The organism is Streptomyces indicus, from assembly GCF_900100315.1.
GTDB lineage: Bacteria > Actinomycetota > Actinomycetes > Streptomycetales > Streptomycetaceae > Streptomyces > Streptomyces indicus.
Map to the genome: position 1 here is coordinate 16,908 of NZ_FNFF01000010.1, position 15,954 is coordinate 32,861.

At 72.3% G+C, this 15,954-nt stretch carries 11 protein-coding genes and 2 tRNA genes; 5 read left to right on the top strand and 8 right to left on the bottom strand.

Going from position 1 to position 15,954, the window contains the following annotated elements:
- Positions 1 to 3: 3 nt before the first annotated feature.
- Complete coding sequence (locus BLT97_RS23280; protein ID WP_245769507.1) at positions 4 to 3,075, bottom strand: ATP-binding protein; 3,072 nt, start codon at positions 3,073 to 3,075, stop codon at positions 4 to 6.
- Between the two features lie 253 nt (positions 3,076 to 3,328).
- Here BLT97_RS23280 and BLT97_RS23285 point away from each other — a divergent pair, with 253 nt between their 5' ends.
- The 3 genes from BLT97_RS23285 (at position 3,329) to BLT97_RS23295 (ending at position 7,521) form a co-directional block, all read left to right on the top strand.
- Positions 3,329 to 4,735 carry a family 2B encapsulin nanocompartment shell protein gene (locus BLT97_RS23285; protein ID WP_093613327.1) on the top strand — a complete coding sequence of 469 codons (1,407 nt, stop codon included), beginning with the start codon at positions 3,329 to 3,331 and terminating at the stop codon, positions 4,733 to 4,735.
- Positions 4,726 to 6,954: a terpene synthase family protein gene (locus tag BLT97_RS23290; RefSeq protein WP_342742767.1), complete on the top strand. Its 2,229-nt coding sequence runs from the start codon at positions 4,726 to 4,728 to the stop codon at positions 6,952 to 6,954. The genes BLT97_RS23285 and BLT97_RS23290 overlap by 10 nt, the downstream gene beginning before the upstream one ends.
- A gap of 90 nt (positions 6,955 to 7,044) precedes the next feature.
- The gene (locus BLT97_RS23295) at positions 7,045 to 7,521 is read left to right on the top strand and encodes a cupin domain-containing protein (protein WP_093613329.1); all 477 of its coding nucleotides are present in this window, start codon (positions 7,045 to 7,047) and stop codon (positions 7,519 to 7,521) included.
- A 467-nt stretch (positions 7,522 to 7,988) separates the two neighbouring features.
- On the opposite strand, the gene BLT97_RS23300 is transcribed toward BLT97_RS23295, so the two are convergent.
- The 7 genes from BLT97_RS23300 to BLT97_RS23330 form a co-directional block, all read right to left on the bottom strand.
- Positions 7,989 to 8,062, bottom strand: a tRNA-Lys gene (locus BLT97_RS23300).
- Between the two features lie 57 nt (positions 8,063 to 8,119).
- Positions 8,120 to 9,790: an AMP-binding protein gene (locus tag BLT97_RS23305; protein ID WP_093613681.1), complete on the bottom strand. Its 1,671-nt coding sequence runs from the start codon at positions 9,788 to 9,790 to the stop codon at positions 8,120 to 8,122.
- 122 nt (positions 9,791 to 9,912) lie between these two features.
- On the bottom strand, positions 9,913 to 10,371 hold the full coding sequence (locus BLT97_RS23310; protein ID WP_093613331.1) for a DUF3592 domain-containing protein: 459 nt from the start codon (positions 10,369 to 10,371) through the stop codon (positions 9,913 to 9,915).
- A 156-nt stretch (positions 10,372 to 10,527) separates the two neighbouring features.
- Positions 10,528 to 11,127 carry a lytic polysaccharide monooxygenase auxiliary activity family 9 protein gene (locus BLT97_RS23315; protein ID WP_093613333.1) on the bottom strand — a complete coding sequence of 200 codons (600 nt, stop codon included), beginning with the start codon at positions 11,125 to 11,127 and terminating at the stop codon, positions 10,528 to 10,530.
- A 156-nt stretch (positions 11,128 to 11,283) separates the two neighbouring features.
- Positions 11,284 to 12,003, bottom strand: coding sequence for a nucleoside/nucleotide kinase family protein (locus tag BLT97_RS23320; protein ID WP_093613335.1), 720 nt, complete (start codon positions 12,001 to 12,003; stop codon positions 11,284 to 11,286).
- Positions 11,990 to 13,252: an SPFH domain-containing protein gene (locus BLT97_RS23325; protein ID WP_093613337.1), complete on the bottom strand. Its 1,263-nt coding sequence runs from the start codon at positions 13,250 to 13,252 to the stop codon at positions 11,990 to 11,992. The genes BLT97_RS23320 and BLT97_RS23325 overlap by 14 nt, the downstream gene beginning before the upstream one ends.
- Positions 13,253 to 13,337: 85 nt before the next feature.
- The gene (locus BLT97_RS23330) at positions 13,338 to 14,630 is read right to left on the bottom strand and encodes a peptidoglycan-binding protein (protein ID WP_093613339.1); all 1,293 of its coding nucleotides are present in this window, start codon (positions 14,628 to 14,630) and stop codon (positions 13,338 to 13,340) included.
- Positions 14,631 to 14,829: 199 nt separating this feature from the next.
- Here BLT97_RS23330 and BLT97_RS23335 point away from each other — a divergent pair.
- Together BLT97_RS23335 and BLT97_RS23340 are read left to right on the top strand one after the other, a co-directional pair.
- Positions 14,830 to 14,903 (top strand) — tRNA-Lys (locus BLT97_RS23335).
- Between the two features lie 323 nt (positions 14,904 to 15,226).
- Complete coding sequence (locus BLT97_RS23340) at positions 15,227 to 15,940, top strand: FadR/GntR family transcriptional regulator (protein ID WP_093613341.1); 714 nt, start codon at positions 15,227 to 15,229, stop codon at positions 15,938 to 15,940.
- The last annotated feature ends 14 nt before the right edge of the window (positions 15,941 to 15,954 follow it).

Below are 15,954 nucleotides of genomic sequence, written 5' to 3' on the forward strand. Positions count from 1 at the left end.
CTCTCATCCGCTCAGCGCCCGTTCCTCCAGCCACCGCAGCGCATCCGTACGCGAATACGCCGCGCCCTTGTCGTACGCCTCCTGGAAACCGTCCTCGCCGAGGGCGGCCCTGAGCCGTTCGACCAGCTCGCACCACTCCGGTTCGCCCCAGTCGAAGGCGCCGCGCAACACCTGGCTCATGCCGAGCGCCATGACGCCCTCGGCGGGCGCGCCCTCCAACGGGAGCAGCCCGCCGAGGAGTTCGGCCACCCAGGCGAGCGCGGCTCCCGCGCCTTGGGCGAGGAGCGCGCCCGCCGCCTCGGGCAGGAGCGCACGGGCGGCTGCCGCGTCTCCCGCGGCGAGACGGTTCTCGATCCGGGTGGACACGATCAGGTCCCTTGCCAGTTCCCGCAGTTGGGGCCGGCGGACGCTGAGCGCCTCCAGGCGGTCGAGGGTCGCGTCGGACTGGGCGAGGTCGCCGGCTCTGCGGTGCACGTTGGCGAGACCGACCAGGATGTTCGCCTCCAGGCGCAGCTGTCCGCGGGCGCGGGCCTGCCGGTGGGCGGCGCGCAGATCGCGGAAGGCGCCCTCGAGGTCGCCGCTGCGCCGCCGCTCGCGCGCGAGGCGCGCCTTGCTGAGGTACAGGTAGTCCTCGGTGCCGAGCTCGGAGGAGATCGCGACCGCCCGCTCCCAGGTGGCGATCGCCTGCGGGTAGGCGGCGCGCAGGGAGTGCTCGGTGCCGATGGGCAGCAAGGCGAGCACGATCCCCCAGCGGTCGCCGACCTCCTCGAACCCGCGCAGCGCCTCCCTGCGCGAGGCTCTGCCGCCCTCCAGGTCGCCCTGCTCGCTGAGCGCGAAGTCGTGCGCGAGGTGTGCGCTCGCCCGGATCCACGGGTCGGGCGAGTGCAGCAGCTCGTCGAAGCCGGGCTGCCCGCCGGAGAACACCGCCCGGGTCAGCTGGAGCAGCTGACCCGCGGGGTGGAACTCGCGGCCGATGGCGCTGCGGTCGGTGCGGTCCGCGGTGCCGGGCAGCTGTCCTGTCATGCCGCGGATGCCCCAGTACCAGGCCATCGCCGCGCCGAAGCGCCGTGCCGTCTCCCCGTCGCCAGGGTCGGTGGACCTGGTGAGGGCCTTCAGGGCGTGGGCGAGGTTGGCGTGCTCGGCGTCGAACACGGCGATGGCGCGCAGCTGGTCGCGGGTGCGCAGCAACGGCTCGTGCCGCTCGGCGAGTTCGAGGCAGTACGCGGTGAAGCGGTCGTTGAGCCGCCGCTGTTCGCCCGGCGCCTCGGCGAGGCGGCGGGCCGCGTAGGCGCGGACGGTCTCCAGCATCCGGTAGCGGCCCTCGTCGCCCGCCGTGGTGTCCTCCGTCACGAGGGACTTCTCGATCAGGGAGCCGACCGTGTAGAGGATGTCGTCGGCCGGCAGCTCCTCGTCGGCGCAGACCGCTTCGAGCGCGTCGAGGGTCGCGCCGCCGGGGAAGGCGGACAGGCGCCGGGCGAGGGTGCGCTCGCCCTGGTCGAGCAGGTCCCAGCTCCACTCGACGAGCGCGAGCAGGGTGCGCTGGCGGGGCAGGGCGGTGCGGCTGCCGGAGGAGAGCAGCCGGAAGCGGTCGTCGAGGCGGCGGGCGATCTGCTCGACGTTCATGGAACGGAGCTTGGCCGCGGCGAGTTCCAGGGCGAGCGGCATCCCGTCGAGGTCGCGGCAGATCCGCAGCACCGCGTCGAGGGTGGAGTCGTCGAGCCGGAAGTCCTGGCGTACGCCGGTGGCCCGGTCCACGAAGAGCCGTACCGCGGCGGTCCGCAGGGCCTCGTCGGGCTCGGGATCGCCCGGCGGCAGGTCGAGCGGGCCGAGGTGGAAGAGGGATTCGCCGGTGATCGCGAGGGGTTCGCGGCTGGTGGCGAGGATGCGCAACTCGGGCAGCCGGACGAGGAGTCGGTCGGCGAACTCGGCGGCCGCCTCCACCAGGTGCTCGCAGTTGTCGAGCATGAGGAGGGTGTCGCCGCTGCCGAAGAGTGCGGCGAGGCGGTCCACGGGGGAGGTCCGGCGGCCGCCGCCCGTCTCGTAGAGCCCGCCGTCGGTGGTGCCCAGCACGCCGAGCACGGCGTCGGCGAGCTGCCCTGGGTCGCTGACGCCCGCGAGCGGGACGTAGTACAGGCGGCCGCGGTCGTGGGCGGGGTCGCGGGCCGCGGCCTCCAGGGAGAGCCGGGTCTTGCCCGCCCCGCCGGGGCCGACCAGGGTGACCAGGCGCGAGGCGGTCATGAGGGCGCCGAGCCGGGCGAGTTCCTCGTCGCGGCCGACGAAGGTGGTGAGGCGGGCGGGCAGGGGGCTCGCGGTGGCCCGCCGGTCCTCGGTGCGCTCCAACTCGCCCCTGAGCAGGGCGAGATGGATCTCCTTCACCTCGGCGGACGGATCCACGCCCAGCTCGTCGCCGAGCCGGGACCGCAGCTGCTCGTAGACGGCGAGCGCGTCGGACTGGCGGCCGGCGGCCGCGAGCGCGCGCATCCGCAGGCCCGCGAGGCGTTCGCTCAACGGGGTGCGTGCGCCCGCCGCTTCGAGGTCGGCGAGGACGTCGGCCGCGCGCCCTTCCCGTATCTCCGCGTCGAATCCGTCCTCGGCCGCGGCGGCCCGCAGGTCGTCGAGGCGGGTGGCGACGGGCCCGGCGAAGGGTGCGTCGCGCACGTCCGCCAGGGCGGGGCCCCGCCACAGGTCGAGGGCGGCCCGGAGCGCGCGTGCGGCCTCGCCGCTGCGGCCCGCGGCGAGGGCGCGCCGGCCGCTCGCGGCGAGCTGTTCGAAACGGTGCGCGTCCACGTCCGCTTCCAGGACGTCGAGGCGGTAGCCGCCGGCGACCGATTCGAGGGAGGCGTGGCCGCGCAGCGCCTTGCGCAGCCGGGAGACCAGGGCTTGCAGGGCGTTGGCCGCGTCGGCGGGCGGCTGCTCGCCCCACAGCCCGTCGACCAGGCCGTCGGCGCCGACGGGCCGGCCGCCTTCGAGGGCGAGCCGGGCGAGCAGCATCCGCAGCCGTACGCCGCCGATCTCCACGGGTCCGGACGCGCTCCCGGCCCGCACCGGGCCCAGCAGGTCCACTTTCAGTGCCACGACTCCCCCGGCCTCCCCTTGTTCGAGCGAATGCGCTCAACGGGGGCCAAGGATCACGCAGTTGGGGTCCGCGGTAAAGGCCCGTCCGGCATACGACGGGCCTGCGGGCCGTCTGCGGCGGCGACCCGCCTCGAACATCGCGCACCTGGAGGGTCCGCTCCGCGCCGCGCGGGTGATCACACCATCACTCCGTGTTGCACAGTGATCACGCGTACAACAACCGCGCTATGAGCGCACTTTGAAAGGCACACGCATGTCCGTAGGCGAAGAGATCCGTACTGCCGAGTCCCGGCCGCAGCAGAGTCTGGGCACGGCGGCCGCGCGGAATCTGGCCACCACGACCAAGTCCACCCCGCAGATGCAGGAGATCAGCTCGCGCTGGCTGCTCCGGGCGCTGCCGTGGGTGCAGGTGCAGGGCGGCGCCTACCGGGTGAACCGGCGGCTCAGCTACTCCGTGGGTGACGGCCGGGTCACCTTCGTGAAGACCGGTGAGCGCGTCGAGGTGATCCCCGCCGAGCTGGGCGAGCTGCCGCCGCTGCGGGACTTCGAGGACATCGAGGTGCTCACCGAGCTGGCGCGGCGGTGCGAGCAGCGGGAGTTCGCGCCCGGCGAGGTGCTCGCGCACTTCGGCAGCCCGTCCGACGAGGTGTTCCTGCTCGCGCACGGCCGCGCGGCGAAGATCGGCAGCGGCCCGTACGGGGACGACGCCAAGCTCGGCGTGGTCGGCGACGGCTCGTACTTCGGCGAGGCGGGGCTCGTCGACCCGGAGGCCATCTGGGAGTACTCGGTGCGCGCGGTCACCACCTGCACGGTGCTCGTCCTGCCCTTGGGCTCCTTCCAGCAGGTCGTCGAGCGCACCCCGGCGCTCCAGGCGCACCTGGAGCAGCTGCGGACGATGCCGAACCAGCGCACCAACAAGTACGGCGAGAAGGAGATCGACCTCTCGGCCGGCCACGTCGGCGAGGCGGACATCCCGAGCACCTTCGTGGACTACGACGCCTCGCCGCGCGAGTACGAACTCAGCGTCGCGCAGACCGTGTTGCGCATCCACACGCGCGTCGCCGACCTCTACAACCAGCCGATGAACCAGACCGAGCAGCAGCTGCGGCTCACGGTCGAGGCGCTCAAGGAGCGCCAGGAGCACGAGTTGGTCAACAACCGCGAGTTCGGTCTGCTCGCCAACTGCGAGTACGACCAGCGGCTCCAGCCGCACGACGGTGTGCCCAGCCCCGACGACATGGACGAGCTCCTGAGCCGCCGCCGGGGGTCGAAGCTGTTCCTGGCGCACCCGCGGGCGATCGCCGCGTTCGGGCGCGAGTGCAACAAGCGCGGGCTGTACCCGGAGCCGGTGATGTTCGACGGGCACCAGGTGCCGGGCTGGCGCGGCGTACCGATTCTGCCGTGCAACAAGATCCCGATCAGCGAGGCCCGTACGACCTCGATCCTGTGCATGCGTACGGGTGAGGACGAGGCGGGTGTGATCGGTCTGCGGCAGGCGGGCATCCCGGACGAGATCGAGCCGAGCCTGTCGGTCCGCTTCATGGGCATCAACGAGCAGGCGATCATGTCGTACCTGGTCACCGCGTACTACTCGGCGGCCGTGCTCGTGCCGGACGCGCTGGGCGTCCTGGAGAACGTCGAGATCGGACGGTGGCGTTGAGCACGCAGGCCTCGCCCGCCTCGCACGCCTCCCGGACGGCGGGGCCGTCGCAGCCGTTCGTGCTGCCGGCCCCGTATCTCCCGTATCCCGCGCGGCTGAACCCGCACACCGCGCGGGCCCGGGAGGAGTCCACGGAGTGGGCGCGCGGCCTGGGCATGCTGGAGGGGTCGGGGGTCTGGGACTCCGCCGACCTCGCGGCGCACGACTACGCGCTGCTGTGCGCGTACACCCATCCCGACTGCACGGCCGAGCAGTTGACGCTGGTCACCGAGTGGTACGTGTGGGTCTTCTTCTTCGACGACCACTTCCTCACCCTCTTCAAGCGGACGCTGGACCGGCGCGGCGGCAAGGCGTACCTGGACCGGCTGCCCGCCTTCATGCCGCTCGACCCGTCGGCGCCGGTGCCGGAGCCGCAGAACCCGGTGGAGGCGGGCCTCGCGGACCTGTGGAAGCGGACGGTCGGGGAGATGACCGGGGCCTGGAGGGAACGTTTCGCGACCAGCACCCGGAACCTCCTCAACGAATCGCTCTGGGAGCTGTCGAACATCAACGAGGGCCGGATCGCCAACCCGGTCGAGTACATCGAGATGCGCCGCAAGGTCGGCGGCGCGCCGTGGTCGGCGCAGCTCGTCGAGTACGTGACGGCGGAAGTCCCCGCCTCGGTCGCCGCCTCCCGCCCCCTCCGCGTCCTCATGGACACGTTCTCGGACGCGGTCCACCTGCGCAACGACCTGTTCTCGTACCAGCGCGAGATCGAGGAGGAGGGCGAACTCAGCAACGGAGTCCTCGTCCTGGAGACCTTCCTCGGCTGTACGACGCAGGAGGCGGCGGACGCGGTCAACGAGCTGATCACCTCGCGGATGCAGCAGTTCGAGAACACCGCACTCACCGAACTGCCGCCGCTCTTCCTCGAGAAGGGCCTGCGCCCGGACGAGTGCGCCGCCGTGGCCGCGTACGTCAAGGGCCTCCAGGACTGGCAGTCGGGCGGCCACGAGTGGCACATGCGCTCCAGCCGCTACATGAACGAGGGCCTGGCCACCGGGCCTTCGCCCCTCGGCATGGGCGCCCTCTCCCTCAAGGACCTGCTCGCGGCGACGGGCGCCGGCCGCGTCCGCAGCCACACCCACATCCCGTACCAGCCGACCGGCTCCTTCCAACTCCCCGAGATCCGCATCCCCTTCCCGCTCACCCTCAGCCCGCACCTGGACGCGGCGCGAGCCGAAGTCCTGCGCTGGGCACGGGAGATGGGCCTGACACGCCCGGACCCCCTCCTCCCCGGCTCCGACATCTGGGACGAACGCAAACTGGCGGGCTTCGACCTCGCGCTCTGCGCGGCCGGCATCCACCCGGACGCGACACCGGAGGGGCTGGACCTGACCACCCAATGGCTGGCGTGGGGCACGTACGGGGACGACCTCTTCCCCGTCGTCTACGGCCGCACGCGCGACCTGGCCGGCGCGAAGGCCTGCGTGGAACGCCTCCGCCTCTTCCTGCCCCCGGACCTCTCACCCGCCCCGCCACCGGCCACGGCGCTGGAGCGCTCCCTCGCCGACCTGTGGCGACGCACCGCGGCCCCGATGGACCCCGCGGCCCGCGCCGCGTTCCGCCGGGCGATCGCCGACATGCTCGACAGCTGGCTGTGGGAGCTCGCCAACCAGGCTCAGCACCGCGTCCCGGACCCGGTGGACTACGTGGAGATGCGCCGCCGGACCTTCGGCGCGGACTTCACGATGAGCCTGTCCCGCATCGGCCACGGCACCTCCGTACCGCCCGAGGTCTACGAGAGCGGCACGATCCGCGCGCTGGAGAACGCGGCGGCGGACACGGCGGGCCTCCTCAACGACCTCTTCTCCTACCGGAAGGAGATCGAGTACGAAGGCGAACTCCACAACGCGGTCCTGGTGGTCCGCACCTTCTTCGCCTGCACCCTCCCCCAGGCCACCGCGATCGTCACGGACCTCCTGCACTCGCGCCTGGCCCAGTTCCAGCACGTGGCAGCCCTCGAACTGCCGCTCCTCCACGAGGACTTCGCCCTCCCCCAGGAGACCCGCACGGTCCTCGACGGCTACGTACGCGACCTGCAGAACTGGCTGAGGGGCATCCTCAACTGGCACGAGAACATCCACCGCTACCGCCCCGAGGACCTGGGCCCGGGCCCACTCCCGCCCTTGACGGGGATGGGGACTGCGGCGGCACGGATGTTCACCTGTCCGGGGTGACACACAGCACGCCGCAACCGCCCGCCCAACTCCCCTCCCCCTCACTACGGTTGCCCCGTATTGATCACCCAAGGGAGGGGACCCACACCCATGTCCGACACCACACGCCCCACGCACCGCCGCACCCGCCTGTACCGGGCCGCCGCGGCGGTGGCCGCCGTGACCGGGCTCGCTCTGCTGCCGTCCGCGGCGGGGGCGACGCCCGGAAGCGGCGTCACCGGGACGAACCTGGCCAAGGGCACCTCGGAGGACACCCTCCGCCTGAAGGCCAAGGGCCGCACGGACGTCACGGTCCGCACGATCACGATCGCCCCGGGCGGCTCCACGGGCTGGCACCACCACCCGGGCCAGGTCCTCGCCGTGGTCCAGGAGGGCACCCTGACCCGCACCCTCGCCGACTGCTCGGTCGAGGTCACCCCGGCGGGCGGCTCCTTCGTGGAGGAGGGCGGCCCGAAGGACATCCACATCGGCCGCAACCTGGGCACGTCGCCGGTGGTCCTCTACGTGACGTACCTCCTGCCGGAGGGAAGCCCGCTGTCGGTGGATGCTCCCGACCCGGGCTGCTGATCTCCGCCCCCGAAGGCGAGGAGGGCCGTACGCTGCGGCGCAGGGCCCTCCGTGCGGGCACGTGGCCGGAGACCGGGGAGCGGCCGTCCGCTACGTCAGATCCTGCCCGTGACCACTCCGCGCCAGGTCCAGCCGGCACTCAGGACGGCTTCCTGGAGGGGGCGCTTCATGTCCGCGGTGTCGAAGGCTCCCTCGACCAGCAGTACGAGGTCACGTGGCTCGGTGACAGGCCGCGGCTCACGGTGCCGGCCGATGCTCAGTGTGGACAGATGCAGACGGACTTCCCGCTGTCGGGAACAAGGCGCATGCGCACCTGGAACACCCGGTTCACCTGCGTACGGCCGACCCCGTCGGCGGGGCGCTTGGTTCCGGCCAGCGGCTCGGTGGGCCCTGCCTCGCCGGAGACGGAGCAGCCGACGAGGATACGAGCGAAGGCCCCCCGCCGAAGCAGAGGGCCTTCCGTCGTGTGCGCCGCCAGGGACTCGAACCCCGGACCCGCTGATTAAGAGTCAGCTGCTCTAACCAACTGAGCTAGCGGCGCTTGACGAGTAAATAGTACCTGGTCCCCGAGGGTGCTCCTGACCATTTTCGCGGGAGGTCAGCGGCCGAGGAGGTCCTCCCTGCCCTGGTCCCGGTAGCGGGACAGGAGGTCCGTCAGGTCCGAGGGCGTGAAGCGGCGGTAGGGCGCGGTCGGGGTCTCGTGCCACCACACCGGGTCCGGGCAGCGGAAGCCCGCGCGGCGCAGGGCCACGCGGTGGACCTTGTTCGTGGCCGTGACCGGCATCTCGTCCACCAGGCGGAGGTAGGTGGGGATCATCTTCGGGCCGAGGTCCGGCTGGGAGGAGAGGAAGTGGGTGAAGGAGGAGGGGGAGAAGGAGGAGGCGCCCTCGTGCAGGGCCAGCGTGGCCATGACCTGGTCGCCCGCGACCGGGTCGGGTACCGCGTAGACCGCGACGGCGGAGGCCGCCTCCCAGCGCGACAGGATGTGCTCGATCATCGCCGCGGCCAGGTTCTCGCTGTCCACCCGCAGCCGGTCGTCGGTGCGGCCCGCGAAGTAGAGGAAGCCGGCCGCGTCCCGGTAGAAGAGGTCTCCGGTCCAGTACCAGCCGTCGCGGACGCGGGCCGCGTCCGCCTCCGGGTTGCGCCAGTAGCCCTCGAAAGGGCTGCGGCCGCGGTTGACCAGCTCGCCGATCGCCTCGTCGCCGTTGAGCAGGCGCCCACGCGCATCGAAGCATGCCGGTGGGCACTCCGTGCGGGTGGCGGGGTCGACCACCGCCAGGTCGTCTCCGGGGGTGGCCCGGCCGATCGCGCCGGGCGGGGTGTCGGCCGTGCGCTGGATGGAGGCGCCGCCCTCGGAGGACCCGTACCCCTCGACGAGCCGCACGCCGAAGCGTTCGGCGAAGCGGCGTGCGTCCACCGCGCCCGCCTCCGTGCCGAACCCGACGCGGAGCGGGTTGTCGTGGTCGTCGGGAGCGGGTTCGGTCGCGAGGAGGTACTGGATCGCGCGGCCCACGTAGGTGAAGTACGTGGCGTTGTAGCGGCGTACGTCCGCTAGGAAGGCCGAGGCCGAGAAGCGGCGGCGCAGGGCCACGCCCGCGCCCGCCGCCAGCGCCGGGGCCCAGTCGGCGATCACCGCGTTGCCGTGGAACATCGGCATGCAGATGTAGTGCACGTCCTCGGGCCGTACGCCGTGGAAGCGCACGAGCGACCGCCCGGCGCCCGCGAGCCGCGCCTGGGTGCAGATCGCGGCCTTGGGCGCGCCGGTCGAGCCGGAGGTGAAGTAGAGGAGGACGCGGGAGCGGGGTTCGACCGGGGCGACGGTGTGTTCGCCCGGCTTCGCGCCCTCGTAGGAACGGAGGAGTGCCGCGTACTCCTCGGTGTCGGTGACGAGCGTGCGGACGCCCGGCAGGTCGAGGCCTTCGACGAGCGGCAGGTGTGCGCGCTCGGTGACGAGGATGCGGGCCTCGGTGTGCAGGATGTCGCGGGCCAGTTCGGGGCCGCGGCGCGTGGGGTTGATACCGGCGACGGCCGCCCCGGCGAGGGCCGCGGCGCTCAACCACTGCGGAAATTCAGGGGTGTTGTCGAGCAGCACGGCCACATGCGGCTCGGCCCCGCGCGGCAGCAGATCGGCGAGCAGCGCGGCACGGGCGGCCGCGCCGGCCGTGACCTGGTGGTGGGTGGCCGTCTCGTCCTCGAACCAGAGCCCTGGACGGTGGTCCGCCCAGCGGGCCTGGACGAGTTCCGCGACGGTTGCGCCTTGGGTGGCCATGCGCCGCACCATAATTGACGGGTCGTCAGATGTGGAGTCCGCGGACGGACCTCGGTGGGCCGGCACGCCCTGCACGGCATCCCGGCGATGACACCCTCACGGCATCCCGGCGAGAGCACCCCTCACGGCATCATCGAGTCCATCCCCGAGTTCATCGACGCGAAGGTCCCGATGAAGAACACGCAGAACGCCACCCCCACGGCGAGGAAGACCAGCGTCCCCGTCGTCTGCGCCGTGAGCGCCCCGCCGCGCGGCGGGCGGGCCGTGGCACGCTCCGGGTGCTCGGCCGTGTAGTGGACGGTCACGATGTCGCCCTCGACGGTGGTGGCGGGCCCGTTCTCCTCCTCGAAGCGGACCGTGCGCCCCTCGCGCGTGACGAACTCGTACACGTGGTGCAGCGTCGTGGTCCTGCGGTCGTCGCTGCCACCGGTCGTGGTGAAGAAGCGCACGCAGCGCGCCTCGGCCGTCAGACCGCTCGACCAGGCGGCCCGCACCTGCTGGTCCCTGCTCAGGATCTTGATCGCCATGCCGACGAGCACGGTGATCATTCCCAGCGGCACGGCGTAGAAGAAGAAGTCCATGGCGTCCCCCCGGATCCGCGCACACCGCCGACTGCGGTGTGCGCGGACCTCATGCCCGCGGCCCCGAGGGGAAGAACCCGGACCGGAAAGATCTGAGCAAGATCTGAGCAAGATCCGAGCCGTGGGCCCGCGGGCCCGGACGGAACCGCTCAGAACTCAGAACTGCACGTCCGAGCACGCGTAGAACGCGTTGCCCGTGTCCGCGATCGTCCAGACCGCGAGGATGACGTGCCGCCCCGACTTGCCGGACGGCAGCTTGCCCGAGTGCGAGAGCGTCGCCGGGGGCTGGCCGCTGAAGGGGACGGTGAGGAACGGCGTGAGCTCCAGGGACGACCGCGAGAGCGGCGCGTTCTGGTTCCAGCCGTTCTTGGTGATGTAGTAGCGGAAGTCGGTCGTGGAGTGCCGCGCCGTGAACTGCCAGCGGAAGGTCTGCGTGGCCCCGTTCGTGACCGGTGTGGCCGGCCAGGCGCCGCCGCCGGGCTTGGTGGGCGAGTTGAGCACGTCGAACTGGCCGAGGCCAGCCGAACAGATCTTGCCGTCCGCCGGACCCGCGGCCGGGAAGCCCTTCGGGCCCTCGACGCTCTGCGGTTCCCACTGGATGGCGCCGCAGCCGGTGACCGTGCCGTTCTGGCAGAGCTTCTGGCGGCTGATGGGCAAATCGGTGTAGCCGTGACCGCTCGCGCCGCCGGACGAGAGCGCGAACGCCCCCGCGGTCGCGAGGCCCACCAAGGCCGCGTACGTCTTCTTTCTCCGCATCCTGCTGCTCCTGTGGCTCGTGAAGTGGGGGTGAGCTCGAGCGCTGCGCAGTGCTGTGTGAGAGGTGCGGGCATGCCTGCGGGGAGGCATGCCGGTGGTGCGTGGGGTGGAGACAGGGAATCCCCGGTACATCTCCGGTCTAGACCAAGTCCCAGATTATGGCCGGGAGTTGAACATGTCCATACCAATAGTGGAGACGATCCGGTCGGCCCGGGCGCGCGAGCCCTCGACCAGTTCGCCGTTGGGCCCGTCGTTCGTCCGCACCCAGTCCTCGGCGCCCTGCCGGGTCCGGCCGCCTGCCAACTGCCGCTCGACCAAGCGGAGTTGACGCACATCGCCAGGCGCCTCGACGTACCACAGCGCCCCCATGAGGCCGCGTGCATCGCGCCAGCCCGGCAGGTCGCAGGCGAGGTAGTTCCCCTCGGTGATCACGAGGCGGGCGGCGGGTGCGACGCGGTGGCGCGCCGCCACCGGTTCGTCCAGGGTCCGGTCGAAGTCGGGTACGTAGAGGTCCCGGCCGGTCTCGGCGAGGACCCGGCGCAGCAGCGCGAGGTACCCGTACACGTCGAAGCTCGGCTCCGAACCCTTGCGCGCGGTCAGCCCGAGCCGCGCCAACTGCGCGTTGGACAGGTGGAATCCGTCGAGCGGCAGATACGCGGCCTCCTCGCCGATCCGCTCCACCAGCGCCCGCGCCAGCGTGGACTTGCCGGCGCCGGGCGGCCCCGCGAGCCCGAGCAGGACGCGCGGGCCCGCGGCCGTGAGCCGCCAGGCGTCGGCGGCGAGGGAGTCCAGGGAAGGGGCGTCCGGGGAAGGGGCGTCTGAGGAAGGGGCGTCCGAGGAAGGGGCGTCCGGGTGCGGCGGCTCAGCGATCTCCATGCCCCGTATAGAACGCCACCGTCAGGTCCTTCACCAAGGCCTTGCGCTCATAGTCGTCCAGTTCGACCAGGCCCCGCATCGTCAGCCGCGTGACCGTGTCCTCCACCGAGTCGACCACCTGGGTCAGGACGCTCTCGCGGTGCCGCAGGTCCAGGGCCGCGATCCGGCGGCGCCGCATCACCTCGGCCACCTCGGGCGCGTACTCGATCCGGGTCGGCTGCGCCGAGAACACCTCGAGTCCGGCGGGTCCGGCGTCCGCGACGAGCAACCGGGTCAGCGCGTCACCGACCGCCTCGGCGTCCCGGAGCGTCGGGCCGTCCCCGTGGAAGGCGTCGGCGGGCAGCTGCGAGAACACCCGCGCCATCGCCGCCTCCACGCACTCGCGCAGATACGTCTCGTGGTCCTCGACGCCGAGCGTGGCCCGCGCGGTGTCCTGCACCCGCCACACCACGAGCACCACGACCCGCAGCGCGGCCCCCTGCGCGTCCACGGCGGGCAGCGGTTCGCTGCGCCAGTGCCGAAGGCGTACGTCCACCCGGCGCCGCTTGAGGAACGGGTTGACCCACACCAGGCCGGTCCGGCGCACACTCCCCCGGTACCGCCCGAACAGCGAGACCACCCACGCCCGCCCGGTCCGCCCGCGCCCGAGCCCGCCGAAGGAGCAGAGCGCCAGCGCACCCGATCCTGCGAGCAGCGCCCACTGCGCCGGTCCCGGCTGGGCGCCCGCGAGCACGGGCAGCCGGGCGAGCTCCAGGACGGCGGGCGGGACGAGGCCCGCCCACCACAGTCCGGTCCCGCAGCCCGCGAGGCCGGCCGCGCCGGCGGCGACGGCCAGGGCTCCGGAGCGGGCGGCGGCCGGGCGCTCGACGAGGGTCTCGTCCACGGGGAGTACGGCGCGGGCGGCGGCCTCGGGGGTACGGCGCCCGTGCCCCGCGGGCCGCGGCCTTGCCGCCCCTCCGGCCCCCACCACCGCGGGCCGCCCTGACCCGGCGGCGGGCCGCCGCACCGCCCGCTCGCCCCGCACGACCGCCCGCTCACCGGCCACGCCCGGGACCGGCTCACCGCTCCTCACCCGGGGCTGCTCCCCCGACCCCTGCCGCGCGGGACCGAGCCCGAGGACCGGAGCCCCGGGCCCCGCGGCCCCGTCGTCGTCCCGGAACAACAGGTGCACCGGGATCTCCGTGGTCGCCTCGTTCTGGATCAACCGCACCCGCTCGGGGCCGGGGACGCCCCCCGCTTCCGCCGTCATCGCACCCTCCGTACCGCCGAACCCGACACCGACCTGCGCCTCTCCGCCGAACCCGACACCGACCCGCGCCTCTCCGCCGAAACACTCACCGGAACAACCGCCGCCAGGTCTCCGGACCCGGCATCCCGTCCGCCGCACCGCCGCGCCAGCCCTGGGCCCGCTGGAACGCCTCGACCGCGCGCCGGTCCGCCTCGCCCCAGCGCGGCCCCGGGCCCTGCGCGTAGAAGCGGCCGTATCCCTTCTTGACGAGCTGCCGACCGAGCTGCGTGATGTACGCGTTCGACTGCCCGGGCCGGAAGAACGCGCGACCGGGATACGCCGGCACCCCCTGCACCGGACCCGCCGCACCGGCCGCCGGGATGTCCCGGCCCTTGCCGCTCACCAGGTACTCCCAGGTCAGCGGGCCCGGCAGACCGTCCGCGTCCTTGCCGCGCCAGCCCTGCGCAAGCTGGAAAGCCTGCGTGGCGCGGCGGTCCGCCTCACCCCACACCGGCCCCGGACCCTGGCGGTAGAAGCGCCGGCCGCCGCGCTCGACGAGCAGCTTGCCGAGCTGGGTGACGTACGGGCTGCGCACGCCGGGGCCGAAGGACGCGCGGCCCGGGTAGCGCGCGGGGGCACCGGACGCGGCGGCCGTCAGGGCCTTGTAGCGGTAGGCCGTATAGCGCTTGGAATGACTCCAATACGCGTACGGGGTGGCCTGTTTGCGGGTGTGCGGCCGGGCCTGCTCATAGGCGAGGTAATGCGAGCGGGTGTAATCCGTCCAGCCGCCGAAAATCGTCACGTGCGAACCCCTTTCCGGATCGGCGGGATTGTGGAACAGCAGAATGTCGCCCGGCTGGAGCTGGTCGCGCGTGACACGCACGGCGAAACGGTCGAGTGTTCCGGTCCATTGGTTCGAACCGAGATTCCAGGCCATCGAGACGAAGCCCGAACAGTCCTGCCGGTAGCCGTCGCGCCAGTACCGTTCGAGGCTGTACGGGACCTTCGCGGACACCCACGTCTTGGCCCGCCTGATGATGTCGGCGCGCGTCGTGGGCTTCAGGGCGGCGGCGGGCGCGGGGGCTCCGGGCGCGCCGTGCAGCGGGGCCGCGGTGCCCTGCGGGTGGTCGTGCGGGTCGTCGACGACGGGGCGCACCTGTGGGTGCGCGACGGCGGCCCCGACCGATGAGCCCGCCGAGAGCAGGGTGCCCGCGGCGGTCACGGTGATCAGTGCGCGGCGTGCGCAGTCGGCCGCGGAGAAACGTACGGGCGCGGCCGCCGACGTATTCCCGATGCTGCGGCACCCCTCGCACGCGCACACATCCGCGGGGTCGAATTCCTGGAAGGCGGGCCGGGCGGATTCCCCGAATACCGGCAGGCCGTCCGCAGAGGATTGCATGCGATCTACCTCACACTCGGGAATCGTTCGGGAAATCGCCGTACGCGGATCTGCATGGTCGTCAGTTTCCCAACTGCTTGCGGATACCGCATGTTGACGGTCCGAATGCTGTACGCACACGGCGCACCGCCCCGGCCCCCGCGCCCGGGCGTGGTCACGAGCACCCCTCGGAGTCCGGTAGAGTTCTCCAGGTCAGCAGGCGCCGCTAGCTCAGTTGGTTAGAGCAGCTGACTCTTAATCAGCGGGTCCGGGGTTCGAGTCCCTGGCGGCGCACGCGAAGACAAGGCCCTCCGCTCCGGCGGGGGGCCTTCGTCATGCCCCGACGCTTCTGCGGCACGCAACAGGCGGCTGGGGGTCCGGGGGTTATCCCCCGGATGAAAGCAGCATCAGCGGGTCCGGGGTTCGAGTCCCTGGCGGCGCACGATGGCGGATGGCGAGTCGTGTCCACGGAAAGCGTGGACCGGCTCGCCATCGTCGTTTCTGCGCGGACTTCGTCCGCGCGGGGCGGGGGCTCCGCCGCCCGCACCCCCTTTGCCGCGCACCCCCTTTTGCCTCGCACCCCCCGTGGAACGGCCTGGCCGGATACGGTGTCGCCCATGGCGAGCGACATACAGGAGCGGATCAAGAAGCTCATCATCGACCGGCGGCTCGCGTCGGGGGCCTCGCTGCCGACCGAGCCCGAGCTGATGGCGCTCCTCGGCGTGAGTCGCAATTCCGTGCGAGAGGCGCTCAAGGCGCTCCAGGCGATGGGAATCGTGGAGATCCGGCATGGATTCGGTACCTATGTGGGACCGATGTCCGTCGCACCCATGATCGAAGGACTCACCTTCCGCACGGTCGCCGGCCACTACCGGGGCGAGGACAGCCTTTTGCAGCTGCTCGAGCTGCGCGAGGCCGTCGAGACCGGGCTCATCTCCCGTCTCGCGGGGCAGCTTCCCGCCTCCGACCTGGCCGAACTCGACGCGCTCGTCGAGCGGATGGAACAGGAGGCGGCGGTCGGCGCCGTGGCCGCCGAGACCGACCGCGCCTTCCACGCCACGCTCTACCGCGGCCTGGGAAACCTGCTGCTCGGAGAGGTGCTCGAGGCGTTCTGGGACGCCTTCCACCGCGTCCGTACCGATCTCGGCCCGCACGACGTGCCGCCGGACCCGAAGGTCACCTGCCGGCAGCACCGCGAGATCCTCGACGCGGTGCGCTCGGGGGACGGCATCCGGGCCGAGCAGGCAATACGCGAGCACTTCGGTAACATTCGTACGCGGCTCGGCTCACCTACCTCAAGTGGCCTCCCAAATCACGCGTATGACAAGTAAACACCTTGTATCGC

What these genes read in the sequence shown, in the direction of transcription:
- BLT97_RS23285 (WP_093613327.1), top strand. Translation starts at nt 3,329, where the DNA reads ATGTCCGTAGGCGAAGAGATCCGTACTGCCGAGTCCCGGCCGCAGCAG.
- BLT97_RS23295 (WP_093613329.1), top strand. Translation starts at nt 7,045, where the DNA reads ATGTCCGACACCACACGCCCCACGCACCGCCGCACCCGCCTGTACCGG.
- BLT97_RS23305 (WP_093613681.1), bottom strand. Translation starts at nt 9,790, where the DNA reads ATGGCCACCCAAGGCGCAACCGTCGCGGAACTCGTCCAGGCCCGCTGG.
- BLT97_RS23310 (WP_093613331.1), bottom strand. Translation starts at nt 10,371, where the DNA reads ATGGACTTCTTCTTCTACGCCGTGCCGCTGGGAATGATCACCGTGCTC.
- BLT97_RS23315 (WP_093613333.1), bottom strand. Translation starts at nt 11,127, where the DNA reads ATGCGGAGAAAGAAGACGTACGCGGCCTTGGTGGGCCTCGCGACCGCG.
- BLT97_RS23320 (WP_093613335.1), bottom strand. Translation starts at nt 12,003, where the DNA reads ATGGAGATCGCTGAGCCGCCGCACCCGGACGCCCCTTCCTCGGACGCC.
- BLT97_RS23325 (WP_093613337.1), bottom strand. Translation starts at nt 13,252, where the DNA reads ATGACGGCGGAAGCGGGGGGCGTCCCCGGCCCCGAGCGGGTGCGGTTG.
- BLT97_RS23330 (WP_093613339.1), bottom strand. Translation starts at nt 14,630, where the DNA reads ATGCAATCCTCTGCGGACGGCCTGCCGGTATTCGGGGAATCCGCCCGG.
- BLT97_RS23340 (WP_093613341.1), top strand. Translation starts at nt 15,227, where the DNA reads ATGGCGAGCGACATACAGGAGCGGATCAAGAAGCTCATCATCGACCGG.